Raw genomic sequence first — 24,377 nt, 5'->3', positions numbered from 1 at the left:
CATTCTTTCACTCATGTATTGATTATACTAACTTCCGCATCACTTTTCTCCTTCTTGCTCCGCATGGAGTACAGGACGAACAACAGAATGAACCATAGAGGCGTACACAGCAGCGCCGGACGGGTCTCATCTGCGAACAGCATAATGATCAAAATGGCGGCAAACAACGTTAAAACCGCATAATTGATAACAGGTGTGAACGGTGCTTTGAATTTGGACGAGGCATGTAAGTCCGGGCGGTTCTTCTTATACTTGATATGACATACGAGCACAACACCCCACACCCAGATGAAACAAATGGCGCTGATCGTTGTAACGATGCCGAACGCTTGGCCTGGAATAAGCTTGCTGAGCAGCGCCCCGGCCGATATTACAAATGTAGAAATAAATAATGAGTTCGCGGGCACATGATTTCGGTTCAGCTTGCCGAGCTGCGGGGATGCCTGATCTCTTCGGCTCAGATTATACAGAATCCGGCTGGTCGAGAACATCCCGCTGTTGCAGGCGGAAGCCGCTGAGGTTAAGACGACGAAATTGATAATGCCCGCAGCAACTGGAATCCCGACTAGACTGAAGGTTCGCACAAATGGACTTTCAGCCGCACTGAGCTGGGTCCACGGGTTAATGCACAGCAGCACGAAGAGCGCGCCCACATAGAAGAAGAGAATCCGCAGAGGAATCTTGTTAATCGCCGAGGGGATATTTTTCTCCGGATCCGCTGTTTCTGCGGCTGATACACCCACAAGCTCCACACCGACATAAGCGAACACAACCATCTGGAAGGAAAATAAGAAGCCCTTAACACCGTTCGGGAACACGCCCCCGTGCTCCCAGAGATTGCGAACGCTCACCGATCCTGCATCCGTCTTGAACCCGATGACCAGCAGAATGATTCCCAGGCCGATTAAGGCAAGAATCGTGACGACTTTGATTAGGGCAAACCAGAATTCGAGTTCGCCGAAGCTTTTGACCGTGAGCAGATTGAGTCCGAGCAGAATGATCAGGCAGATCACGGCCGGTACCCACTGCGGAATATCGAACCAGTACTGCACATAGACGCCCACCGCAATCACATCGGCCATCGCCGTCATAATCCAGCAGAACCAGTAGGTCCAGCCCGTAATGAACGCAGCCCGGGGCCCCAAATAGTCTTCAGCAATGTCCGTAAAGGATTGATATCCCGCTTTGGAGAGCAGCAGCTCACCCAGCGCCCTCATCACAAAAAACACGGCAATCCCCACGAGTAAATACGTGATCATAATGGACGGGCCGGCCTGCTGAATCGCTCTGCCCGATCCCAGGAATAACCCTGTGCCAATCGTGCCGCCGATAGCGATCAGCTGTACATGCCGGTTCGCCAAATCTCTCTTTAATTCTGTCTGTGCCATTGCCTTTTTCCCCCTTAATGTGTACAACGCTATGCTGCCAAATAACATAAAAAAGAGATTGGATGTCATCCAATCTCCCGGTTCATAAGAATATCAAAATAAGCTACCTGCGCTGCTGACCGTAAAGAATCGGCATAACAAATACAAATTCCGTACTCTTCTGTCCTTTTGCCTGAGATTGTGAACCCTTCGGCGCTGCGGTCTCCCGCAGTCTCTCCAGAAGCTGCTCCTGCTATAGTGTGATCCATAGCAATCATAGCCCGTGTGATGTATTAAATTGGTGAAGCGTTAATGCATTCTGATATTCTAACATATTACTCGGCATGTGAGAGATATTCTGTGAAAAAAGTCGCAATGTTCAAGAGTTCAACATGAGGTAACTTTTGAATAAACGGGGTCATCTGCAAGAGAGAATTCGTATCTGCTCCTCTACTATAATAAATTCATCCAGATTATGTAGAGCGAGGTTAGAACCAATGGCAAATCCTTCAACCGTAAAAGCTTTGACCAAGCAGCCCCTTTCACAGCAGCAGGGCAGCTTTGGCCGTTTGCTGCGGAACATTGTGAAATACCGGGTGCTGCTGCTCATGCTGCTGCCAACCGCCATTATTTTTTTCATCAACTGTTACATCCCGATGTTCGGATTATTCATTGCTTTCAAGAACATCAACTATGTTGACGGCATTATGGGCAGTCCATGGGCGGGACTCGACAACTTCCGGTTCCTCTTCGCCACATCCGATGCCCTGCGCGTGACCATTAACACCATCGGCTACAACGTTGTCTTCATTATCTCAGGGCTCATCCTCTCTGTATCCCTGGCCATTGCGATCAACGAGGTTCGCAGCAAGCTGGCCTCCCGTTTCTTCCAGACTGTTATGATTATGCCGAATTTCTTGTCCATGGTTGTCGTCAGCTTCATAGTCTACGCCTTCCTGCACCCGGAGTACGGCTTCCTGGTCAAGCATATTCTGCCCTTGTTCGGCCATTCCTCAGTCAATGCTTATATGCATCCCAATGCATGGCCCTATATTCTGTGGCTCACCAAGATGTGGCACTCGATCGGCATCGGCAGTGTCATCTATCTGGCCGCGATCACCGGCATCAGCGAGGAGCTGTATGAAGCTGCGGTGGTGGACGGCGCCAGCAAGTGGCAGCAGATCACCCGAATTACGCTGCCGCTCCTTACGCCTATCATGGTCATTCTCACCATTCTCAACATGGGCGGTATTTTCCGCTCCGACTTCGGGCTGTTCTACCACGTTACGCTGGACTCCGGTGCGCTGCGCTCTACTACGGATGTCATCGACACCTATGTGTATCGGGGCTTAATACAGCTTAATGATCTGGGTATGTCCTCTGCGGCGAACTTTTATCAATCCGTCATCGGCTTCTTCCTTGTTATCGGGGCGAACAGTCTGGCCCGCAAGCTGAACCGCGATACGGCACTTTTCTAGAACGGAGGATCTTAATGACTACTGCAACCCGAACCCGCGCCTATCCCAAAGGCTCCAAGAGCGCCCAGATTGTGCTGAACATCTTCTTCACTGCCTTCAGTCTGGCCTGCATCCTGCCTATTCTGCTCATTGTCGCCATTTCCTTAACCAACGAGAAAACGTTAACGCTGCAGGGGTATAAATTCTGGCCCGAGAAGATTGACCTGACCGCTTACCAATATCTGTTCAACCATTCGCAGACGCTGGTCAAAGCTTATGGAATCAGCCTGACCGTTACGCTTACCGGAACCCTTCTGGCAGTACTATTGATTGCTCTGTACGCGTACCCCCTCTACCGGAAGGACTTTCCCTTTAAAAAGGCTTTTAGTTTCTACCTGCTGATCACTATGCTGTTCTCGGGAGGGCTTGTCCCTTTCTACCTGCTGTACGTTAATTATTTGGATCTGAAGGACTCGCTGATTGCACTGATCCTGCCCGGCCTCTCCAACGCATTCTATATTTTCATTGCCCGCACCTTCTTCCAGCAGACGGTTCCCGAAGAGATGATAGAATCCGGCAAATTGGACGGGGCTTCGGAATGGCGGATTTTCTTCCAGCTGGTGCTTCCGATCTCGCTGCCTGTTCTTGCCACCGTTGGTCTGTTCACTACACTGACGTATTGGAATGACTGGTTCAACTCCATGCTCTTCATTAATGACACGGACAAGTACTCCCTGCAATACGTCATGATTCAAATGATTCGTCAGGCCGAGTTCTTCAAGAACCAATTGGCGGGAAGCGGTGTAGCCCTGCTCGTACAAGAGTCGGTTCCGACCGAAAGCCTGCGGATGGCCATGGTGGTGGTGTCGATTGGCCCGATCCTGTTCGTCTATCCCTTCTTCCAGAAGTACTTCACCAAAGGCCTTACTATAGGGGCAATCAAAGGCTAACCCGGTCTGACTCTGGCGTAAATGCCGGTTAGAATATATGATCTAATTATCATTGAGGAGGTTCATACAAATGAGAACAACCAGAAGCTCTGGCGCGGTGTTTGCTGCTCTGACCGCCGTGATACTGGGCATTACCGGGTGCGGCGGCGGCAATTCTAACGCTTCCACCCCGTCCAAGGCAGAATCGACAGCAGAGGCCACAGCGGCCGGAGGCACGGAGGGCAGCAACCCCGATATTTCAACGTACCGGAAGTTAACCGTTTACACGGTTGGGAACTTCCCGCAGAATGATACCAAGGCGGTTGTGGAGGAGATCAATAAATATCTCAAGGAAAAGATCAACGCCGAGATTGACTTCCAGGGACTCCCTTGGTCCTCCTGGGCCGAGAAGATGGCGCTGGCTTACCAATCCGGGGAACAGGTGGATCTGACCTTTGCCCCTAACTGGGCGGATTTCGCCAACAACGTAGCCAAAGGCGCATTCCTGCCGCTTGATGATCTGTTATCCAAGTATGGACAAGGCATCAAGGAGACCCTCGATCCCCGTTTCCTTGAAGGCGGAACGGTAGACGGCAAAATATATGCGATCCCCACCAATAAGGAAATTGGCGAGAGCCATACCATTATGTTCCGGAAGGATCTGGTCGATAAATACGGATTCGATGTGAATTCTATCCAGACGCTGGAGGATCTGGAGCCATGGCTGCAGACCATCAAGGAGAAGGAACCGGCCATTGCACCGATCTGGCTCTCCGGCAGCGGCTCCGATACGCTTGGCTACTTCGACAAAACCAAAGAGAGCATGAAGGAAAACTTCCGTTATGAGCTGGTTGCAGGCGCTCCTGCTGGTATCGTTCTCGATACCAAGACCGATAAGATGGTTATCAGCTCCATGGAGTCCGACACGGCCATCTACCGGATGAAGCTCTACGGCGACTGGTTCAGCAAGGGGTATATCAACAAGGATGCCGCAACGACCAAAACCAGTACTGAAGACGCTTTCAAGGCAGGGAAAACCTGGATGAAATTCGGTTCAGACAAACCGGATTCCGACAAGGAAGATTCCATCGCCACCGGCATTGAGCTGGTGAAGCTGAAGGGTAATGAACCCGAGATCAGTACAGCCAGCGTCAGTAACTCTATGATGGCCATTGGACGTACCTCCATTGATCCGGAGCGGACGATGATGCTGCTGAACCTGCTGCATACCGACCCGGTTCTGGTCAACCTGATTGACTTCGGCGTAGAAGGCCGGCAGTATGTTAAGGTGGAAGGCAAGGATAACTTCATCAAGCTCCCTGACGGCATTGCTACCCGTGCCGATACAGGCTGGGCGCCGGGCATTGAATGGATGTTCGGTAACCAGACCATAACCTATCTGTGGGAAGGCGAAAATGCCGATAAATGGGAGAAGTTCAAGGCCTATAACGAGAGCGCCCATAAAGTGAAGTCCTTCGGCTTCAACTTCAATACCGACGCTGTCAAAACACAGGTCTCCGTGGTCAGCAATATTATCAAGGAATTCCGCCCGCTGCTGGAAACGGGCAGTCTGGGTGTAGACAAGGTGCTTGAGGAATATAATAAGAAGCTGAAGGCCAACGGAATCGAAGAGATCCGTGCCGAGGTTCAGAAGCAATATGACGCCTGGAAGGCCAAACAATCCTAAATAAATAGGCTCGGGGGAAGGACGCTTTCTGTCCCTCCCCTTTCCTGCTGCCGGGGCGCAAATGTACCTGAGGGGTGAGACTGTGAAATTATCATTGCGATTCAAAGTGAGTGCACTTGTCTTACTGCTGGTCACGCCGCTGTTCCTCTTCCTCTCTTATACCAATATCTATTCCACCAACATTGTCCGGGAGAAGGTTGCGAAGTCCGCTTCGGATACACTGACCCTTCACTTAGGTACACTCGATGAGCTGCTGGAGCAGACCAGCCATTATCTGCTGCGTACGGCCAATGAGAACATGCTGCTGGAGCTGTATTCCGACAGCGGCCCCGACAGTGTCAATTATTATCTGTCCATCCGCAAGCTTATGGACCAGTGGTATAGCGATGTCAGCTACTACACCATCATCCGCAGTGTGTTCGTCTACCATCAGGACCGGGAGGAGTTATTCCTCAGCAGCCAGAGAGAGTATTATCAGGAGAAAGAGATGATTACTTCCGGACTGTCCTCGCGCCTTAAGACTCCTAATCTTCAGGCTTCCCTGAAGTGGGAGACCGTGACCATTGGCGGAGAGCCCGTGTTATTCAAGGTACTGCCGGACAAGAGCGGACGGCTCCTGATGGGGGTTCTGGTCAGCATTGACTCCCTGGCACAGCCTTTGACCCAGCTAGAGTCTACAGGAGGCAGCGAACAGATCGGCATGGTCAGCAATGACGGCAAATTGTTATGGGGCCAATTCGGTGATGAGGATCTCGCACTCATCCGCAGACATCTCGATAATCCTGCCCATCCCGTGGATGCGTCAATTCGTCTCAGCAACGGCAATCATTATCTGCTGATTGACAAGCCTTCACAATATTCCAATCTGAATGTCTTCATTCTGCTGGATGAGAAGTCCATTCTGGACGAGCTGCCGATCTTCCAGCGGATCATCAAAGTCATTCCTATCGCTATTATTATCATCATGGCCATCCTTCTGGCTCTGCTCAGCCGGCTTGTGTTCAAGCCCATCCAGCAATTGACCAGCGGAATGCGCATCCTGGGGAAGGGACAACTGGAATACCGGCTCAAGGAAGGCAATAGCAGGGAGTTTCAGATTATTACCCAGCAATTCAACCAGATGGCCGAGCAGATCGGCAATCTCAAGATTGATGTGTATGAGGAGCAGATGAAGGTGCAGCAGGCGGAACTCAAGCACCTTCAGGCACAGATCAACCCCCATTTTTTCATGAACTCCTTGAATATCGTCTTTCATCTGGTAGAGCTTAAGCAATATTCGCTGATCAAAAAAATGATTGGACATCTGGTCTCCCATTTCAGATTCATTATGAATACCAATGACACCTGGATTCCACTCCTGAGCGAGTTAAATCACATTCAAAACTATATTGAGATTCAAATGGTCATGTATCCGAACAAGCTGTCCTATCAGGTTCAGCTCCCCAAGGAGCTTGAGTACACACTCATTCCGCCACTGCTGATTCAGCCCTTTGTAGAGAATGCCATCAAGCATGGTTTCATCAACAATACCAAGCCCTTTAAGGTTGGGATCACGGTTTGTGAAGAAACCCGTGAGAACAGCGATTCCTGCATTGCCATTCAGATCAGGGATTCCGGGCCGGGCTTCTCCGCACACCAGCTTGACATGCTCAATCTTGGCTTGTATGAGAAAAAACCTACAGACCGTCATCTGGGCATATGGAACGTATACAGACGGATGCTGATGTTCTATAACAACCGGGCAAGGCTCACCTTCCACAATGCTCCTGACGGAGGAGCGGTTGTGGAGATCAGGCTGCCCGTTCAAAGGGGGCTGTGATGCTCGTATGTACAGAGTTCTAATCGTCGATGATCAATATTTCGCCTTGCTTGGACTGCAGCAGGGTGTGAACTGGAGCGCTTTGCAAGTAGAGGATGTCTGTCTTGCGGAGAATGTGGATCAGGCGATTGCCTGCCTGGAGCAGCAAACCGTAGATTTGTTGATCTGCGATATCGAAATGCCCGGGAGAAGCGGCTTGGAATTGCTGGCCTGGGTCAAACAGTACTCTCCCGGTACGCTGACGATTATGCTTACTTGTCATGCCGATTTCGAATATGCGCAGCGGGCCATCCACCATGGGGCATTTCATTATTTGCTGAAGCCCGTAGATTACGGGGAATTAATGAAGGTGGCAAGCACAGCCCTGGCTGAAATCAATAAACAGAAGGAACAGCAGCAGTTCGAAGCGCTTATCGGGGATTACCGGAGGAAATGGGAGCATCAGCTGCCGTTGCTGGTGGAGCGGTTCTGGCAGGATATTCTTAGCCAGCGGGCAGCCCCCGCCCTGGAATCGTTGCAGATCTCCGCAAACACCTACGATTTAGATCTGCAGCCGGACGACCGTTACTTCATCGCGTTGTTAGGTCTGGAGCAATGGAAGGAGAACCTCAGTGCACGGGATGAGACCATCATGGAGTATGCGCTGCGCAATTTGGCAGAAGAGCTGCTGCTAAGCGGGCTGGAAGGCACTGTGCTGCAGGATCAGATAGGCCACAACCTGGCGGTTATCTACGTGAGAGGCGACTTGAATGCTGTCCGGCACACGCTTAAACAGAACTGCCAGACCTTCCTGGATACCTGCGAGCGGCTGCTGCATTGCTCCTTGTCGGTCTACATCAGTCCAGGCGTATTACTGCCTGAGATCTTGAGTGCTTACACTTACGTCACCGAACGGGAGCAGGGCAATCTAAACCGTTCGCGTCAAGTGTTCGGGCCTGATGATTCCGCGTATGCTAAGGATAAACCGCTGGATGCCTTGCCGCTGGCAGCTCCCATACATTTATTCGGGGAGTGGGCGACCATCCTGGAGCTTGGCGAGCTGGAGGAGCTGGAGCGCCGCGTCACGCTATGGTTCGTAAATATCGGGCCTGACCGCTGGACAAGCGAGCTGCACCGTCAGCTCATCCACGGCATTCTCTTCATTCTCCATACTGTTCTGGCCAAAAAAGGCTTATCTGCACACGCCTCTGCGGAGCTGAAGACGCTGATGGATAAGGAGAACTATCCGAAGCACTCCGCCTCTTTGCAGAACTGGGCGATGGATTGTCTGGGCGCCGCTTTACGATTATTGCAGACAAGCCATAATGTCTCCTCGGCCACGGTCACCAAGATCAGACAATATATCCGCTCCCGTCTAAGTGAAGAGATTACCCGGGATGAACTCGCGGCGTCTGTGTATCTGAACCCGGCCTATTTATCCCGGCTGTTCAAGAAAGAGACCGGCCTGTCCATGTCAGATGTGATTATTCAGGAACGCCTGCAGAAGGCCAAGCAATTGCTTGAGGAGACCGAACTCAAGATTACAGACATTGCAGAGCGGGTAGGATACACCAGCCTGGGCAGCTTCTCCAACCTGTTTAAGCGGATGGTCGGCGTAACGCCGCAGCACTACCGCGCACGGAATAAGAAGTGAGCGGCGCTATAGGGCATACGAACCGCCGCGCTGGCGCATTGTGTTCGGTTTTTCGCGTACATTGGCTCACACCCCGCCGCGCTGGCGCATTGTGTTCGGTTTTTCGCTTACATTGGCCCACACACCGCCGCGCTGGCGCATTGTGTTCGGTTTTTCGCGTACATTGGCTCACACCCCGCCACGCTGGCGCATTGTGTTCGGTTTTTCGCGTACATTGGCTCACACCCCGCCGCGCTGGTGCATTGTGTTCGGTTTTTCGCGTACATTAGCCCACACTCCGCCGCGCTGGCGCATCGTGTTCGGTTTTTCGCTTACATTGGCTCACACTCCGCCGCGCTGGCGCATTGTGTTCGGTTTTTCGCGTACATTGGCCCACACACCGCCGCGCTGGCGCATTGTGTTCGGTTTTTCGCTTACATTGGCTCACACTCCGCCGCGCTGGCGCATTGTGTTCGGTTTTTCGCGTACATTGGCTCACACACCGCCGCGCTGGTGCATTGTGTTCGGTTTTTCGCGTACATTGGCTCACACCCCGCCGCGCTGGCGCATTGTGTTCGGTTTTTCGCGTACATTGGCCCACACACCGCCGCGCTGGCGCATTGTGTTCGGTTTTTCGCGTACATTGGCCCACACACCGCCGCGCTGGCGAATTGTGTTCGGTTTTTCGCGTACATTGGCCCACACATCGCCGCGCCGGCGCATTGTGTTCGGTTTTTCGCGTACACTGGCTCACACCCCGCCGCGCTGGCGCATTGTGTTCGGTTTTTCGCTTACATTGGCCCACACCCCGCCGCGCTGGCGCATTGTGTTCGGTTTTTCGCGTACATTGGCTCACACACCGCCGCGCTGGCGCATTGTGTTCGGTTTTTCGCGTACATTGGCTCACACCCCGCCGCGCTGGTGCATTGTGTTCGGTTTTTCGCGTACATTGGCTCACACCCCGCCGCGCTGGTGCATTGTGTTCGGTTTTTCGCGTACATTGGCCCACACACCGCCGCGCTGGCACATTGTGTTCGGTTTTTCGCGTACATTGGCCCACACCCCGCCGCGCTGGCGCATTGTGTTCGGTTTTTCGCGTACATTGGCCCACACCCCGCCGCGCTGGCGCATTGTGTTCGGTTTTTCGCGTACATTAGCCCACACCCCGCCGCGCTGGCGCATTGTGTTCGGTTTTTCGCGTACATTGGCCCACACACCGCCGCGCTGGTGCATTGTGTTCGGTTTTTCGCGTACATTGGCTCACACCCCGCCGCGCTGGCGCATTGTGTTCGGATTTTCGCATACATTCGGCACACGCTTCCCGGCGGAGCAAGCAGATTTCCTTTAACTTACCTCCGTATTCACCATATCTGCACCTGCCAAACAAAAAGAGCGAGAGGGCTATATGCCCCTTCGCTCTTTTTAACATCTACTCGCTGTTTACTTTAACAAGTAACTCAATTACTTAATAATCACGTATTCCAGGCCCACCAGCTTGGCATAGGTAACGATCTGATCTGTCGTCAGGTTCAGCGATACCACGGTATGGTGACCACCGCCATTCTCGATCCAAGCCTTAACCCCATCCTGGAAGTTAGGCTTTACCTGCCAGAGCACGCGGGCCACTGGAAGATTCGGGGCCGGAACCGTCGGTTCGAAGGCAGTAACTTCATTGATCAGCAGCTTGTAATGCGTGCCGAAGTCAGCCATCGATACCACAACGCCTTCGCCGGCCTTGCCGTCGAATACGAGACGGGCCGGATCTTCGCGGTCGCCGATACCCAGCGGAGACACAAGCACCTTCGGCTTGTTGCTGGCCAGGCTTGGGTCAACCTCAAGCATGTGGGACTGCAGAATCGCTTCCTGGCCGGCAGCCATTTCGTAGGTGTAATCTTCCATGAATCCGGTGTTCAGGTTGTGGCTCATCACCTTCATCAGGCGGTCCAGAGCTGCTGTCTTCCAGTCCCCTTCGCCGGCGAAGCCGTAGCCTTGTGCCATCAGACGCTGAACGGCAAGACCCGGAAGCTGCTTCATGCCGTGCAGGTCTTCGAAGTTCGAAGTGAACGCATTGTAGTTGCCGGCATCCAGGAAGCGTTTGAGGGCAATTTCATAGCTGGCCTGTACCTTCACGCTGGCTTCCCATGCTTCTTTGCTGTACGAACCGTAATCAAATTCATACTGCTCTGCATATTCAGCGAACAGCGCATCAATTTCTTCTTCCTTCACTTCGTTTACATAAGCAACCAGGTCGCCGATCCCGAAGTAATCCACGGTCCAGCCGAACTGAATCTGGGCTTCTACCTTGTCGCCTTCGGTAACGCCCACGTTACGCATGTTGTCGCCGAAGCGGGCCACTTTGATATTGAAGCTTTCGTTATACGCAACGGCAACGTCCATCCATTCCGCAATTTGCTTCTGGACTTCGGCGCGTTCCCAGTACCCTACTACCACTTTGTTCTGTTTCTTCAGGCGGGCATTAATGAACCCGTATTCACGGTCGCCATGGGCAGCCTGGTTCAGGTTCATGAAGTCCATATCAAGTGTTGCCCAAGGAATGCTCTCATTGTACTGCGTAGCCAGGTGCAGAAGCGGCTTCTGCAGCAGCTTCGTGCCGCGGATCCACATTTTGGCCGGGGAGAAGGTATGCATCCAGGTGATCACACCGGCAACCTCGTCACGGTAGTTGACTTCTTTCATGATCGAAGTGATTTTGTCTGCGGTGACCGCCAGATCCTGCAGTACCATCGGATAAGGAAGCACACCGCTGTTATTGAGGGCATCCGTCATTTCCTGTGCATGAGCTTTAACTTCACCGAGGGCTTCTTCTCCGTACAGATGCTGTGATCCTACAACAAACCAGAATTGCTTAGCACTTACTGTTGACATATGATTCATCCTCTTCTCTTAGATAATATATAAATCAGATTATTTCTGACCGTAATAAGCGCCTTTGCCATGCTTGCGCAGATAGTGTTTATCCAGAATCCGCTGCGGCAGTTCTTCAGCGAAATGGTTCAGCTCGCGGGCAAAATGGTTCATCTTGGACACTTCCTCCAGCACCACGCTGTTCATCACTGCATCATGGGCATTCTTCCCCCAGGTGAACGGGCCATGGCCTTTCAGCAAGACGCCGGGAACTGCCATAATATCAAGGCCCCGCTGTTCAAAAGTCTCAATGATCACGCGTCCGGTCTCCGCTTCATAGCCGCGGTCAACCTCCTCCTGCGTCAGGAAGCGGGCGCAGGGTACCGCGCCATAGAAGGTGTCGGCATGTGTCGTTCCCATTACAGCAACATCCAGCCCGGCCTGCGCCCAGATGGTCGCCCAGGTCGAATGCGTGTGCACGATGCCGCCGATTTCTGCATAATGCTTGTAGAGTACGGCATGTGTCGGTGTATCCGAGGAAGGTCTCATCTCCCCTTCAACCACGTTACCGTCGAAATCCACTACGACCATATCGCTAGGCTTCATTTTGTCATAGCTGACTCCGCTTGGTTTGATGACGAATACGCCTTTCTCACGGTCAACTGCGCTCACATTGCCCCAGGTGTATTTGACGAGTCCATGCTTAGGCAGGTCCAGATTGGCCTCGAATACCTCTTCTTTCAGTTGCTCTAACATGTATTAACCCCTCCCGTTCTCTACCAGATGATCTACAGCAGCCTGCTCTATCGCCAGACCTTCGGTGTAACGTTCCATGAACAATTCGAAGCCAGCAACATCAGCTGCATCCGGATGGATGACTTGTCCTTCCACATCCTTAAATACCTTGTGGTCAAGGAAGTCATCAAGACGCTCCTGCTGTGCTTTGTTCTGCATGTAGGAGGCCAGAATCGCCATCCCCCATGCGCCGCCTTCTCCGGCTGTTGCCATGACAGAGACAGGGACGTTCATTGCAGCGGCTACGATTTTCTGGCCGACAACAGGGGTTTTGAATAACCCGCCGTGAGCCAGAATGCTGTCGATCGACACTTGCTCCTGCTTGGTCAGAATATCCATTCCGATCTTCAGCGCACCAAAAGCGGAGAATAAATGCGTCCGCATGAAGTTGGCCAGATTGAACCGGCTCTCAGGTGAGCGTACAAACAACGGCCGGCCTTTCTCAATCCCGGTAATATTCTCCCCGGAGAAATACCCGTAGCTCAGCAGACCGCCGCCATCGGCATCCGCCTCCAGTGCTTTATTGAACAGGACACTGAACAGCTGGCCGGGGTCAGACTTAAAGCCCATCGCTTCCGAGAATTCACGGAACAAGCCGATCCAGGCGTTGAGATCACTGGAACAGTTGTTGGCATGAACCATGCCGACCGGACTGCCGTCTGGAGTCGTTACCATATCAATCTCCGGATATACGGCTGTAAGATCCTTCTCCAGCACGATCATTGCAAAGACGGAAGTGCCTACGGAGATGTTACCGGTCCGTTTGCGGACACTGTTCGTAGCGACCATTCCTGTTCCGGCGTCGCCTTCCGGAGGACACAGCGGAATACCCGGCTGCAGGTCCCCGGACGCATCCAGAATTAACGCACCCGCTTCTGTTAATAGCCCTGCCTGCCCGCCCGCAGTATAAACTTTAGGGAGAATATCTTTCAGCTTCCAAGGGTAGCCCTTGTCTGCAATGAGTTCATCGAACTGTGCAACCATCGCTGCATTGTAATCCTGCGTGGCCTCATCTATCGGGAACACCCCCGAAGCATCGCCGATCCCGATCGCCTTGCTGCCGGTCAGCAGCCAGTGAATATACCCGCCCAGCGTTGTTACGAACTCCGCCTGAGGCACATGCTCTTCCCCGTTCAGTATCGCCTGATACAGGTGCGCTATGGTCCAGCGTTCAGGGATGTTGAACTGGAAGACATCCGTTAATTCTTTGGCCGCAGCACCGGTTGTTGCATTACGCCAGGTCCGGAACGGAACCAGCAGCCCGCCTGCGCTGTCAAAAGCCATATATCCGTGCATCATTGCCGAGAACCCGATAGAACCGACGGTCGTAAGCGTAACACCGTATTTCTGCTGGACCTCCTGCTTCAGTTCATGGTAAGCCTCCTGCAGGCCCTTAATAATGTCTGTCAAATGATACGTCCAGTACCCGCCCTCAAGCAGATTCTCCCACTCAAAGCTTCCGGATGCGATGGTCTCAAAACGCTGATCAATCAGTACTGCCTTGATACGTGTGGATCCAAATTCGATACCCAGTGAAGTTTCTCCCTTAAGTACCGCTTGCCCGATGTTCTGATCCATGCCCACGTTACTCCTCTCTGAACCAAACTGTTATAATAGAAATGGAAAGAAGGCGCTTCCTTTATTAACAGACTTAGTATATTTTTTGTTCGTACATTTGTCAACATTACATACAAGATATACATACAAATTTTACAGTGAGAGATCCTTATTTCCCTTGAAACGCTTATACATAGTAGACATCGGATTATAATAACGATATATTCATACTATAATGTGTACGTACAACTATTGCGAATATACCGATTCGTATATGAACAACCATGAAAGAAGTGAGCCGGGTGAGAACCAAATACCAGATTATTTTTGATGATATAAAAAGCAATATACTGTCAGGAACCTATAGTGTGGGCGAGCAGATTCCAACAGAATTAGCCTTTCAGGACACCTATGGTGTGAGCCGGCAAACCGTCCGGAAGGCAATCCTGGAGCTATCCAACGAGGGCTTTCTAAGAAGCGAGAAGGGATCAGGCACCTATGTAAGCAACCAGTTCCGGTCCAAATCAGGGGGCAACCCCAATAATAAAACCATCGGTGTCATCACGACCTACCTCTCAGATTACATCTTCCCTTCCATCATCCGCGGGATTGAGAGCAGACTGAATGAGGATAATTATTCGCTGCTGCTCGCCAGTACCAATAATGATGTCGCCCAGGAGAAGAAGGCGCTGGAGATGATGCTGTCCTTCGGCGTTGAAGGTCTGATTATTGAGCCTACCAAAAGCAATCTGTACAACCCCAATATTGCCTACTATCTGTCGTTCAAAGAACAGGATGTCCCGTTTATCATGATTAATGCTTATTATGAAGAACTGGAGGTGCCTTTCTTCTGCCTTGATGATGTGCAGTCCAGTTACCTGGCGACCAAAGAGCTGATCTCCAAGGGTCATACCCAGATCGGTATTATTGCCAAAATGGATGACCTGCAAGGCAAATACCGCATGAAGGGTTATATCAAAGCGCTAGGAGAAGCCAAATTACGCTTTCACCCCGAGCAGGTGCTGTCCTTCGATACCGAGTCCAAGCAAGCCCTGTCAGAGAACCTGAAGCAGTTCCTGACCGATAACAGAGAGGTATTAACAGCTATTGTCTGCTATAACGATGAGGTTGGCCTGGAAGTCGTAAATGTGTGCAGACAGCTGGAGATTTCGATTCCGGAGGATCTATCAATCATTGGCCAGGATAATTCTTATATCGCCAAAAATGCGGGCATCAAGCTCACGACCTTAACCCATCCGCAGGAGCAGATGGGCCGTGATGCCGCTGAGTGGGTTATTAAAAAGCTGCAGGGGAAGAAGGATTTGCGGAACAGCACCTATTATCAGCCTGTGCTGATTGAGGGGGAGACGGTAAGGGCGCTGGATTAGACGGCTTTGTCGGCTCCTGGCTGGGTACCAAGCTGCTGGGGCCGAGGGGTCCCGTTGGTGCCGGGGAATTCTCCGTTATCCTTATAGAATCCTTAGAATCTCCTCTTAGACTGTGGAGATAGAAAGGATGATATACTATGCGGGACATGATTCTGGAAACCGAGAATCTATGCAAAAGCTTCAAGCACCAAACCGTCGTGAGCAATGTATCACTTGCTGTACCGCGCAACTCGATCTATGGACTGCTTGGTCCGAATGGCGCCGGCAAATCCACAACACTCAAAATGTTCGCAGGCATGCTGCGCCCCGATTCCGGCAGTATCCGCATTCAAGGGCATGATTGGACCCGGAAGGACTTACGCAGAATTGGCGTACTGATTGAGGCGCCGCCGCTATATGAGAACCTGACCGCCCGGGAGAATCTCAAGGTGCGCACACTCGCCCTAGGATTACCGCAGTCCCGGATCGAAGAGGTGCTCACCACCGTGGATTTGGCCCGGACGGGGAAGAAACGTGCCGGACAATTCTCCATGGGGATGAAGCAGCGGCTCGGCATCGCGATTGCACTTCTGAATCAGCCGGAGCTGCTCATTCTGGACGAACCGACCAACGGGCTAGACCCTATCGGGATTCAGGAGCTGCGGGAGCTGATCCGTTCCTTCCCCGGGCAGGGAATCACTGTCATTCTCTCAAGCCATATGCTCTCCGAGGTCGAACAGGTAGCGGATCAGATCGGAATTATTGCCGGCGGAGTGCTGGGATATCAGGGAGCCATTCCTCACGGACAAGAGCTGGAAGCCTTGTTCATGCAGGTGGCAGCAGCAGGCCGGAGGGAGGTTGCTCCGCATGCTTAGTCATATTAGGGCTGAACGTTTAAAATGGCGGCGCACCTTCATCCCCAGTCTGGTCTGGATCGTCCCTGTATTCACGATGCTGCTGTGTGCCATTCTAATGGGCGGACGCTATTTTCAGACCGGGGCTTATAACTGGTGGTACACCATGCTCTTGCCGGGGGCGTTGACACTCACTTGTTCACTGGCTCTGCATAAGGATGCCAAGATGAAATACCGCGGACTGCTGGCACTTCCCGTGGATCCGAAGATCCTCTGGGCCGGGAAAATCATCGCCTGTGCGCAGTGGCTGTCCGCGGCTGTCCTCCTGTTCCTGATTGGCATTACAGCAGGGGGAATGCTGTTTGGCCAGACCCTTCCATTGCTGAGCAGCCTGGCCGGCAGCGCGCTGATCTTCATTACGTTTCTGTGGCAGATTCCACTATGTCTGTTCCTGGCCGCACGGCTCGGATTATTCGCCGCTGTTCTGCTTAATATGTTCGGCACTGTCGTGGGTGTGGTTACCTTCGATGCCGGAGGACTGTGGGATTACATCCCGTATACGATTACTTTCAGACTCATGTGCCCGGTGCTGTCCATCCTGCCGAACGGCCTCCCGGTACCGGCGGACAGTCCGCTGAGAAGCACAGACATGATTCTGGCGGATGTGCTGGTCTCCCTGGTCTGGTTCGGATTACTGTTCCTGCTTACTGCACTATGGTTCCATAAGCAGGAGGCGAAGTAACATGGCCACACTACTGGGATTGCTGCGGGCGGATCTGCTTAAAACCCGGCACACACCGTTTCTGCTGATTCATCTGCTGGCCCCCTTAACCGGAGCTGCCGTGTTCCTGGCCTACTATTCTTACTCCCCATGGAGCGCCTCAGATAAGGCATTGGCGTTCATGCAGTCTCTGGGCTGTGCCCTTCCTGCCTTGATCGGGCTCGTCTGCTCCATGGCGGCGGAACAGGAAGCGAATGCAGGACAGTATCAAGGAATGCTTGCTGTACCTGCGGCCAGAATCACAACCTATATAAGTAAGCTGCTGCTCCTGTTGTGTTTCGGCCTCGGAGCCGTCCTGTTCGCTTACAGCCTTTTTGGCCTGGGCTTTAGCAGAATTCTGCAGCAGGACAGACTGGGATTACCCTTTTACCTCACCGGGGCGGTTATTCTGTTCGGGAGCAATATATTTCTATACCTGCTTCACCTGACAGCCAGCCTGCAATTTGGCCGGGGGGCTTCTATTGGAACAGGGCTTGCGGGAAGTCTGGTGTCCGCCTTAATGCTCACCGGACTGGGCGATTCGATCTGGCCCTATATCCCCTTCGCCTGGGGTGTCCGCTTCATCTCTTTATGGACAATCCACGCTTCCGGTATTTCGTTATCCCCTGCCGTATCCGGCCTGAATACCGGAATTGCCGTCTGCATATCAGGAACAATCACCGCTTCCCTGGTATGCCTCTTATGGTTCAGGCGCTGGGAAGGACGATCAACGGAGAATTAGACCTACAACTTATAATTGAGGGAATGAATATGGCCAAAATACTCGTAGTAGACGATGAGCCCGCTATCCTGTCGCTGATTCGCAATGCACTCCGTACGGATCAGCACCTGGTGACGGTGATCTCTGATTCCACCCAGGTGCGCCAGTCCGACCTTGGCGCATACGATCTTATTTTGCTGGATGTCATGATGCCGGGGGTGGACGGCTTTTCCCTTTGCCGGGAGATCCGCGGGGCAGTGGATTGCCCCATTCTTTTTGTAACGGCCAAAACACAGGAAAGCGATCTGATGTACGGCCTGGGCCTGGGAGCAGATGATTATATTGTGAAGCCCTTTGGTATAGGGGCGCTGCGTGCACGGATTGATGCCCACCTCAGGCGGGAGGGCAGGGAGAAGCGGAAGGTGCTGTATATGGAGAACGTACATTTCAATCTCTCCGGCAAAGAGCTGTTTGTCCAGGCGGACAAGGTGTCTCTGACCAAAAGCGAATATGAAATCTGCGAATTCCTGGCCCGCAGCCGCGGACAGGTCTTCTCCAAGGAACATATCTATGAAGCGGTCTTCGGGTATGACGGGGAAAGCGACAGCAGCGCTATTACGGAGCATATTAAGAATATCCGGGCCAAGCTGAGCAAATATGGAATGGATGTCATTGAGACCATCTGGGGGATCGGATATAAGTGGAAGCTGTAAAATTAACCAAAACCGTACGCCTTCGCACCTTTTTCCTGCAGTACCTTCTGTTCTTAAGCCTGGGAACGATCCTGCTGCTGGGCGTGCTACTCGGCCTGTTCGCGCTGGCTTTTGCCTGGGATGCCGTGCTGCCGGCAAACTATGCCGAGAAGGAGATTGCAGCGTTCAAGGAACGGCTTACCTCAAGCGAAGCAGTAACGCCGCAGATGGTTCCGGACAGGGTCGATTATACCGTGTTCACCGGGGATGGGGAACTGCTGGCCGGTAATCTGAAACGCCAGGAAGCAGTACATGCCTGGGAAATCGTGCAGCATGGGGATAGTCAGGGCTCTCATTTCTATACAACCGCCCGGCACGGGCAGGAAATCTGGATATTCCGTTATAGCTTAACGCCGCAGTACGCCTCTTCCCTGATGCGCAGCTATCTGCCGAATCCTCAGCTGCTGGCCATCCTGCTCTTCATCTTCGGTATTTTGCTCCAGGCCGCCCTGCTCGCCGCTCTGTTCGGCAGCAGACTGTCGAAGAAAATGGCCGGGCTGCAGGAAGCGACCGGGCACATCCAGCGTGAGAATCTGGAGTTCACCATTAAGCCCTCCGGAATCCGCGAGATCGATGAGGTACTGGCCTCCCTGGACCGGATGAAGGAAGCCCTGAATACCTCGCTTAAGCGGCAGTGGGAGCTGGAACGTTCCCGCAGAGAACAGATTTCCGCGCTGGCCCACGACATTAAGACACCGCTCACCATCATCCGGGGAAACGCAGAGCTGCTGCAGGAGACCTCACAGGATGATGCCCAGCGGGAGTATAACAGTTATATTCTCCGCAGCGCCGGGGACATCGAAGCCTTCGTTCAGGAGGTTATTGATCTGTCCAGCCTGCAGGCTGGAGCGGAGCGCCGGGAATCCCTTGTGCCAACAGGGGGAATTATTGAAGAGTTGGAGCTGCAGCTGAAGGCCCTCTCCTCCGGGAAGAACCTGCATACCTCTGTCCAGAAGAAAAACCTGCCCGAGTTCCTCTTCATTAATAAAGAGCTGCTGCTGCGGGGGATTGTTAACGTGCTCGCGAATGCGGCAGAGCATACACCTCCGCAGGGAAGCATCGGTCTGCTCGTGCAGGGCGGTGCTGATACTGTTCATTTCATGATTACTGATACCGGCCGCGGCTTCTCGCAGGCTGATCTGAAAGAAGCAACCCATCAGTTCTACAGGGGCGACCGGAGCCGAAGCTCCGGCAACCATCACGGGATGGGGCTCTACATTGCCCGGTCTGTGGCCGAGCAGCACGGGGGCAGCCTTAGTCTGGATAATGTATCCCCCTCCGGCGGAGGGAAGGTGACCCTGAGCATTTCACAAACCAAGCGACCCTGATTCTCCTTGAGAATTGGGGTTGCTTAATTTACCGCAAAGAGGGAATGTATATTGCCTTCCGGATCTGCAAAAAAACCCGTGGTGTGTCCCCAGGGCACCACCTTCGGCGCTGTGATTCCTGTAGCCCCTTTTGCAACAAATTCATCGTATCTAGTGTAGACATCCTCAGGAGAGTCACATTCGAAGTTAAGCTCAAAGGCCTGTCCTTTACGCTCCTCTGCGTAGGAGTGATGACCGTTCGTGTTATCCGCCATTAAGGGTGCTGAGAATATCGCTAGACGAACACCGTCATTCTCAAATTCAGCATAGTGATCCTCTTCAACAATAGCCTTAAATCCCAGAACATCACGATAGAAGCCAGTCATTCCAGCAACATCCAGGGCCAAAACCGTAATTCCTTCTAATTTCACTCTCACCCCTGTAACTCCACCCTTCTATCTTCATTGTCCTGTATCTTGATCCAGTCTCTCTGATACAACCGGGAAGGCGATTGTCCGGCAATATCCGTGGAGTGGCCAGTCTCAGCCACGAGACCCGCCACCTTGTCCCGGAAGCCAGCCTCCGGCAGTTCTCTGTCCAGAATCGCCTCGTACACTTTCTGTAGTTCCTGTAAGGTAAACAGCTTAGGCATTAAGTGCAGCGCGATGCCGGTCTGCTCCGTTTCTTGGCGCAGCCGTTCGATGGCGCGGGCAATGATTTTCCCGTGATCAAAAGCAAGCCCGTCATTGGACTGGATCGAGTAAGTGACTGACCTGGAGGCCGGCTTGGCTGTCACCGTACGGTCTATAACCACCGTCAGTTCTCCCTCTCCGGCACCCAGCTTAAGCTCGTAAGTAAAGGTTCCGATGTATCCTTCTTCCAGCAGCTCTTTGTGCTCCCTTACAAGCCGGTAGCTTACCGTGAACCAGGCCGCGTCTTCGGCATCATCCCCCGCCTGCAGCTGGATCCGGCTGCTGTCAATCAGGGCCATATAGCTGCTGCTCATCACCCAGGTACGGGGGTCGCGCCCGGGATCGGTAACGGTATAGAGCTGCTCCAGATATACATCAGCAACGCCGGTCTCCTCATACAGTTCACGCGCAGCCGCCTGCTCCCCGGTCTCATCCGGCTGGATGAAGCCGCCCGGCAGCGCCCAACATCCCAGGCAGGGATGCCCTCCCCGGCGGATCAGCAGAATTCGCAGCTCTTTGTCCTGGAGCTTGAGAGAGTCGTCTGCCTCCTTGTCCGTGACCGTAAAAACCACCATATCCGCCGCCACCGAAGGCCGCTCATAATCTCCTGCCCGGTATCGCTCCAGAAATTCACGTTCTGTAAGTCCATTATGATCTAACAATTCCAAGCGTCTTCGCCTCCCGGATTCATTGTTCTAGTTCTGCAGCTCTCCGAAGTAGTTCCCATAAGGCTTGAACCTGGCAAGCACCCCGTCCACCTTACGCATGCGTTCCTCCAGGGTTCCCCTCAGGGTGATGTAAGGAATCCGCCGCTCCTTCAAATCCGCTATGATCTGCTTGTGGAAAATATGCCGTTTCTGGTCCCCGCTGCGGTCCCAAGTATCGTCATAAGGAATATCGTCACCGCACAGGAAAAACAGATCGTACCGCTGCGCATTCTCCAGCGCCAGCCGGGTGAGAAGCCCGGGGGCCCGTCCGTGGTAATCCAGGGCGTACATATAGGTGGTAATCGCATTCGTATCGACAAACAGATACCGGTCTGCGTCCAGTAGCGCCCGTTCCTCCCGCTTAAGATGGCCCACGGCAATTTCGTCAAAAGCCTCTATGCCGATCCGGCGGTCCACCTGATGCTCCGTCCAATACTCCCGCCCGTACTCACTGGCAAAAGCCGTCCTATACTGTTTCGCCAGCGCCTCAGTAATCGTCGATTTGCCGGTAGACATCGCTCCTACAAACACAATTTTCGTAATTAAGTCCCGGTATACGATGTCGCTTACATATTGCCGGTATCTATAAGGATCAGAGCGGACCATGGTGGCCGATACCGGTACCCGCTGACGCGCTTCATCCACCCTCCGGTCTATGGCGCCCAGGGCGATGCTCATATGCTTGCCATAGAACTCGCTGGAGTAAAAGTGGGTCACCTGCTCGCCCTTCAGCAGCCCGAGAATATACTGTTCTTCCCGGATCTCATGCTCCCGGTCATCGGAGTACCCGTCCGGACCATCCCACGCTTCAATTACCCGCACCGATGACGGATACAGCCTGCGTATCCAGTTCGCGCGGATATGCAGCGGAACCGGAGAGACGGACGTTTCATAGATCACCACGATCAATTCATCGACCTCCTGCAGCGCCGTTTCGATCATGAGCTGGTGCCCTTTATGCAGCGGAGCGAACTTTCCGAGTGTTAATCCGAGCGTCTTCATGCCAGCGCCTCCTTAGCCCCTTTGTTCCAGTTATAGTAGCCATATAGCGCGTTAATCAGATAGGCACTCCACATGACGATCATCAGCAGACCTTCACCACTGCCCTCCACCGTCCGGATTACCCAGAGCAGCACCGTGAACAGATTCAGCACAATATAGACCAGCCACTGCTCCTTGAATCTCCGCACCATCAGAATCGTAGCCACTACGGATAACACGGTCGTGATAGCATCAATATAAGGCGAGTTCTGCGCCGGGATGAACGACAGGCTATACCCCAGCAGCAGCGCCCCGGAAATACAGACCGCCATCGTGAGGAGCCTGCCTTTGACCTCCATCTGGCGCATGGACAGCTTGCCGCTCTGCATATTCTTCTTCCACATATAGAAGCCTACAACATTCATCGGCACGAAGAAAAGCAGATTCAGCATAACCTCTCCGAATAATCCGTTAATATAAGCCAGATAGGCGTAGCCGAAGGTGTTATACATCCCAAAAGCATAACTCATCAGCTTCCCCTTCGCCGTAAGCACCACGCACAGCACCCCGGTAATAAAGACCGTGAACCCCAGGAACGAATCCTTGGAAACAATTGTAAAACCAATTGCAATCAAAGTAAATATAACCAGCCAGACGATTTCGAACCCATTCCAGTTCCCCGCAATCTTCTTCACGCTGCATCCCTCCGCTTTCTGCATCTATTCTTGATGGGAATAACTTATTAACATTATGATAATTACATTTTGTTAATATCAAGATAACAGAAGCTGCAGCAGGATGCAAGCCCAATTCTCCTCTCGTCAGAAAAAAGAAATAGACCGCCCTCCTGTTTGGATAGCGGTCTGCTTTGCTATGGTTCTCCAAGCCGGGTCTCTCAGGTATTCTCTGCAGTAACGGGGTTAACCGCAAAGAGGGAATGAATATTGCCTTCCGGAATCTGCAAAGAATCCCGTAGTGTGCCCCAGGACATCACCTTCGGTGCAGTTATCCCTGTAGCCCCTTTTGCAACAAATTCGTTATACTTTACGCGGACCGTCTCAGGAGAAATCCCTTGTTATTCACATGTATTTCAAGCTTTGTTATACCTATAATAAACCTATATCAGATAAGGGGCGGTAATTAGATGGGCGTAAAAGGTCTGGCACATGTAGCGATTTAAGCTAGAGATTATACAGCGACTATTGCATTTTATACCGAAGTTCTGGGGTTTAAGCGGGGCCATCACTGGAGTCTGCCCTCATTTCACATCCAGGAAGCTTCGATGCTGATAACGATGCCGTGATTCCTGCTCAGGGAAAGAAAGCTTCATCTGAAGAAGAAATAGCCCACGGTGCATTATTGCATTTTGCCTTTTATGGAGATAATGTGGAGGAAACATATCAAAAATCCCTTGCTCACGGAGCAAGGACTTTCGTAGAACCGGATACCCTGTCACTTGGCGAACCGCCGCTGCTGGTGAAGAACGCACTCATTCACAGCCCTAACGGGGAAATTATCGAATTTATTGAAGAGGTTGATTTTGACAGGTCCGGATTTAACCCTACCCCATAAAAAGCCCCGTCCCTGAAGGGACGGGGCTTGCTCCGTTATGCAGCCATCGCTCAGATCACTCGATCTCTATCCCGTACCAGCCGTCCGCCAGTGTATCCAGCTTGTAGTTAGCAGGCTCCTCACTATAAGCCTTCTCGACCAGATCCTGACTGTCACAATACACAATATGATAGGTGTTGCCTTTCTCGCCTTCCCAGTCAAATACGAACCTTAGGAGGCTCTTCCCGTCCTGTCTGCTGTATCTGACAAAGTTCAGCTTGTCTTCTGATACCTCTATAATCTGCTGTACATTGCCCTGCAGGCCCGCATTCGCACCATCCAGGAACTGATGGCCCACAGCATTGCCGTTATTCGAGTAGATAAAGGTATTTCCTATATCACTCCGGTTATCCAGGCTGGTCATAAGAAGCTCGGTCTCCTCTTTTACAGCCTCAAACAGCTCGCGATGATCCCTGTAAATATCATATTTCGCGCTGGAATGGTTATAGTTAATAATCACCCCTAACGCCACAATTATCACTGCGGCTGCAATGCCTATAAAGACGATTCTAGTGCGGCCCATAACTCCACCTGCCT

General features: G+C 52.4%; 21 protein-coding genes, 1 pseudogene and 1 riboswitch. Of the genes and pseudogenes, 13 read left to right on the top strand and 9 right to left on the bottom strand.

Annotated elements, in window-relative coordinates:
* Positions 1-11: 11 nt before the first annotated feature.
* The gene (locus MKZ24_RS05415) at positions 12-1,388 is read right to left on the bottom strand and encodes an amino acid permease (protein ID WP_340781599.1); all 1,377 of its coding nucleotides are present in this window, start codon (positions 1,386-1,388) and stop codon (positions 12-14) included.
* 150 nt (positions 1,389-1,538) lie between these two features.
* Positions 1,539-1,618: riboswitch (glycine riboswitch) on the bottom strand.
* 246 nt (positions 1,619-1,864) lie between these two features.
* Here MKZ24_RS05415 and MKZ24_RS05410 point away from each other — a divergent pair.
* The 6 genes from MKZ24_RS05410 (at position 1,865) to MKZ24_RS05385 (ending at position 10,219) form a co-directional block, all read left to right on the top strand.
* Positions 1,865-2,845 carry an ABC transporter permease gene (locus MKZ24_RS05410; RefSeq protein ID WP_340781598.1) on the top strand — a complete coding sequence of 327 codons (981 nt, stop codon included), beginning with the start codon at positions 1,865-1,867 and terminating at the stop codon, positions 2,843-2,845.
* Positions 2,846-2,859: 14 nt separating this feature from the next.
* Complete coding sequence (locus MKZ24_RS05405; RefSeq protein WP_042240975.1) at positions 2,860-3,774, top strand: carbohydrate ABC transporter permease; 915 nt, start codon at positions 2,860-2,862, stop codon at positions 3,772-3,774.
* Positions 3,775-3,844: 70 nt separating this feature from the next.
* Positions 3,845-5,440: an ABC transporter substrate-binding protein gene (locus MKZ24_RS05400; protein ID WP_340781597.1), complete on the top strand. Its 1,596-nt coding sequence runs from the start codon at positions 3,845-3,847 to the stop codon at positions 5,438-5,440.
* 82 nt (positions 5,441-5,522) lie between these two features.
* Positions 5,523-7,259 carry a sensor histidine kinase gene (locus tag MKZ24_RS05395; protein ID WP_340781596.1) on the top strand — a complete coding sequence of 579 codons (1,737 nt, stop codon included), beginning with the start codon at positions 5,523-5,525 and terminating at the stop codon, positions 7,257-7,259.
* Positions 7,260-7,266: 7 nt separating this feature from the next.
* Positions 7,267-8,892, top strand: coding sequence for a response regulator (locus tag MKZ24_RS05390; RefSeq protein ID WP_340781595.1), 1,626 nt, complete (start codon positions 7,267-7,269; stop codon positions 8,890-8,892).
* 40 nt (positions 8,893-8,932) lie between these two features.
* Positions 8,933-10,219 carry a hypothetical protein gene (locus tag MKZ24_RS05385; RefSeq protein ID WP_340781594.1) on the top strand — a complete coding sequence of 429 codons (1,287 nt, stop codon included), beginning with the start codon at positions 8,933-8,935 and terminating at the stop codon, positions 10,217-10,219.
* A gap of 113 nt (positions 10,220-10,332) precedes the next feature.
* Here the strand turns inward: MKZ24_RS05385 and araA are convergent, their stop codons facing one another.
* Genes araA through MKZ24_RS05370 form a run of 3 tightly spaced genes read right to left on the bottom strand, consistent with a single transcriptional unit; the run spans position 10,333 to position 14,109 of the window.
* The gene (gene araA, locus MKZ24_RS05380) at positions 10,333-11,757 is read right to left on the bottom strand and encodes an L-arabinose isomerase (RefSeq protein WP_340781593.1); all 1,425 of its coding nucleotides are present in this window, start codon (positions 11,755-11,757) and stop codon (positions 10,333-10,335) included.
* A 39-nt stretch (positions 11,758-11,796) separates the two neighbouring features.
* Entirely contained in the window at positions 11,797-12,492 is a 696-nt protein-coding gene (locus tag MKZ24_RS05375; protein ID WP_042240989.1) for an L-ribulose-5-phosphate 4-epimerase, read from the bottom strand.
* A gap of 3 nt (positions 12,493-12,495) precedes the next feature.
* Positions 12,496-14,109 carry a xylulokinase gene (locus MKZ24_RS05370; RefSeq protein WP_340781592.1) on the bottom strand — a complete coding sequence of 538 codons (1,614 nt, stop codon included), beginning with the start codon at positions 14,107-14,109 and terminating at the stop codon, positions 12,496-12,498.
* Between the two features lie 281 nt (positions 14,110-14,390).
* Here MKZ24_RS05370 and MKZ24_RS05365 point away from each other — a divergent pair, with 281 nt between their 5' ends.
* The 6 genes from MKZ24_RS05365 to MKZ24_RS05340 all read left to right on the top strand — a co-directional run bounded on the left by MKZ24_RS05365 (position 14,391) and on the right by MKZ24_RS05340 (position 19,870).
* Positions 14,391-15,476, top strand: a complete 1,086-nt coding sequence (locus tag MKZ24_RS05365) for a GntR family transcriptional regulator (protein WP_042240993.1) — start codon at positions 14,391-14,393, stop codon at positions 15,474-15,476.
* A gap of 137 nt (positions 15,477-15,613) precedes the next feature.
* Positions 15,614-16,330, top strand: a complete 717-nt coding sequence (locus MKZ24_RS05360) for a lantibiotic protection ABC transporter ATP-binding protein (protein ID WP_042240996.1) — start codon at positions 15,614-15,616, stop codon at positions 16,328-16,330.
* Positions 16,323-17,051, top strand: coding sequence for a lantibiotic immunity ABC transporter MutE/EpiE family permease subunit (locus MKZ24_RS05355; protein WP_340781591.1), 729 nt, complete (start codon positions 16,323-16,325; stop codon positions 17,049-17,051). The genes MKZ24_RS05360 and MKZ24_RS05355 overlap by 8 nt, the downstream gene beginning before the upstream one ends.
* 1 nt (position 17,052) lies before the next feature.
* Complete coding sequence (locus tag MKZ24_RS05350) at positions 17,053-17,811, top strand: lantibiotic immunity ABC transporter MutG family permease subunit (RefSeq protein ID WP_340781590.1); 759 nt, start codon at positions 17,053-17,055, stop codon at positions 17,809-17,811.
* A 29-nt stretch (positions 17,812-17,840) separates the two neighbouring features.
* The gene (locus tag MKZ24_RS05345; protein WP_042241003.1) at positions 17,841-18,503 is read left to right on the top strand and encodes a response regulator transcription factor; all 663 of its coding nucleotides are present in this window, start codon (positions 17,841-17,843) and stop codon (positions 18,501-18,503) included.
* On the top strand, positions 18,491-19,870 hold the full coding sequence (locus MKZ24_RS05340) for a HAMP domain-containing sensor histidine kinase (protein WP_340781588.1): 1,380 nt from the start codon (positions 18,491-18,493) through the stop codon (positions 19,868-19,870). Before MKZ24_RS05345 ends, MKZ24_RS05340 begins: the two co-directional genes overlap by 13 nt.
* A 23-nt stretch (positions 19,871-19,893) precedes the next feature.
* On the opposite strand, the gene MKZ24_RS05335 is transcribed toward MKZ24_RS05340, so the two are convergent.
* The 4 genes from MKZ24_RS05335 to pnuC are packed head-to-tail and all read right to left on the bottom strand — an operon-like array spanning position 19,894 to position 22,924.
* Positions 19,894-20,286: a VOC family protein gene (locus tag MKZ24_RS05335; protein WP_042241009.1), complete on the bottom strand. Its 393-nt coding sequence runs from the start codon at positions 20,284-20,286 to the stop codon at positions 19,894-19,896.
* Positions 20,283-21,209 (bottom strand): NUDIX hydrolase, encoded by a 927-nt coding sequence (locus MKZ24_RS05330; protein ID WP_042241012.1) that lies wholly within the window; start codon positions 21,207-21,209, stop codon positions 20,283-20,285. The genes MKZ24_RS05335 and MKZ24_RS05330 overlap by 4 nt, the downstream gene beginning before the upstream one ends.
* A 27-nt stretch (positions 21,210-21,236) precedes the next feature.
* The gene (locus MKZ24_RS05325) at positions 21,237-22,250 is read right to left on the bottom strand and encodes an AAA family ATPase (protein ID WP_340781586.1); all 1,014 of its coding nucleotides are present in this window, start codon (positions 22,248-22,250) and stop codon (positions 21,237-21,239) included.
* Positions 22,247-22,924, bottom strand: a complete 678-nt coding sequence (gene pnuC, locus MKZ24_RS05320) for a nicotinamide riboside transporter PnuC (RefSeq protein ID WP_340781585.1) — start codon at positions 22,922-22,924, stop codon at positions 22,247-22,249. The genes MKZ24_RS05325 and pnuC overlap by 4 nt, the downstream gene beginning before the upstream one ends.
* Before the next feature lie 506 nt (positions 22,925-23,430).
* Between pnuC and MKZ24_RS05315 the strand changes: the two are divergent.
* Positions 23,431-23,801: pseudogene (locus MKZ24_RS05315) on the top strand (VOC family protein).
* 55 nt (positions 23,802-23,856) lie between these two features.
* On the opposite strand, the gene MKZ24_RS05310 reads toward MKZ24_RS05315, so the two are convergent.
* Positions 23,857-24,363 carry a hypothetical protein gene (locus MKZ24_RS05310; RefSeq protein ID WP_042241020.1) on the bottom strand — a complete coding sequence of 169 codons (507 nt, stop codon included), beginning with the start codon at positions 24,361-24,363 and terminating at the stop codon, positions 23,857-23,859.
* Between the last annotated feature and the right edge of the window lie 14 nt (positions 24,364-24,377).

Origin of the sequence: Paenibacillus sp. FSL R7-0297 (assembly GCF_038009025.1) — a bacterium.
Lineage (GTDB): Bacteria > Bacillota > Bacilli > Paenibacillales > Paenibacillaceae > Paenibacillus_AQ.
The sequence above is the reverse complement of the archived record's forward strand: the minus strand, read 5'-3'. Positions and strand labels throughout refer to the sequence as shown.

Coding starts and splice junctions, on each gene's coding strand:
- MKZ24_RS05415 (WP_340781599.1), bottom strand. CDS start 1,388: ATGGCACAGACAGAATTAAAGAGAGATTTGGCGAACCGGCATGTACAG.
- MKZ24_RS05410 (WP_340781598.1), top strand. CDS start 1,865: ATGGCAAATCCTTCAACCGTAAAAGCTTTGACCAAGCAGCCCCTTTCA.
- MKZ24_RS05405 (WP_042240975.1), top strand. CDS start 2,860: ATGACTACTGCAACCCGAACCCGCGCCTATCCCAAAGGCTCCAAGAGC.
- MKZ24_RS05400 (WP_340781597.1), top strand. CDS start 3,845: ATGAGAACAACCAGAAGCTCTGGCGCGGTGTTTGCTGCTCTGACCGCC.
- MKZ24_RS05390 (WP_340781595.1), top strand. CDS start 7,267: ATGTACAGAGTTCTAATCGTCGATGATCAATATTTCGCCTTGCTTGGA.
- araA (WP_340781593.1), bottom strand. CDS start 11,757: ATGTCAACAGTAAGTGCTAAGCAATTCTGGTTTGTTGTAGGATCACAG.
- MKZ24_RS05375 (WP_042240989.1), bottom strand. CDS start 12,492: ATGTTAGAGCAACTGAAAGAAGAGGTATTCGAGGCCAATCTGGACCTG.
- MKZ24_RS05370 (WP_340781592.1), bottom strand. CDS start 14,109: ATGGATCAGAACATCGGGCAAGCGGTACTTAAGGGAGAAACTTCACTG.
- MKZ24_RS05360 (WP_042240996.1), top strand. CDS start 15,614: ATGCGGGACATGATTCTGGAAACCGAGAATCTATGCAAAAGCTTCAAG.
- MKZ24_RS05355 (WP_340781591.1), top strand. CDS start 16,323: ATGCTTAGTCATATTAGGGCTGAACGTTTAAAATGGCGGCGCACCTTC.
- MKZ24_RS05350 (WP_340781590.1), top strand. CDS start 17,053: ATGGCCACACTACTGGGATTGCTGCGGGCGGATCTGCTTAAAACCCGG.
- MKZ24_RS05345 (WP_042241003.1), top strand. CDS start 17,841: ATGGCCAAAATACTCGTAGTAGACGATGAGCCCGCTATCCTGTCGCTG.
- MKZ24_RS05325 (WP_340781586.1), bottom strand. CDS start 22,250: ATGAAGACGCTCGGATTAACACTCGGAAAGTTCGCTCCGCTGCATAAA.
- MKZ24_RS05310 (WP_042241020.1), bottom strand. CDS start 24,363: ATGGGCCGCACTAGAATCGTCTTTATAGGCATTGCAGCCGCAGTGATA.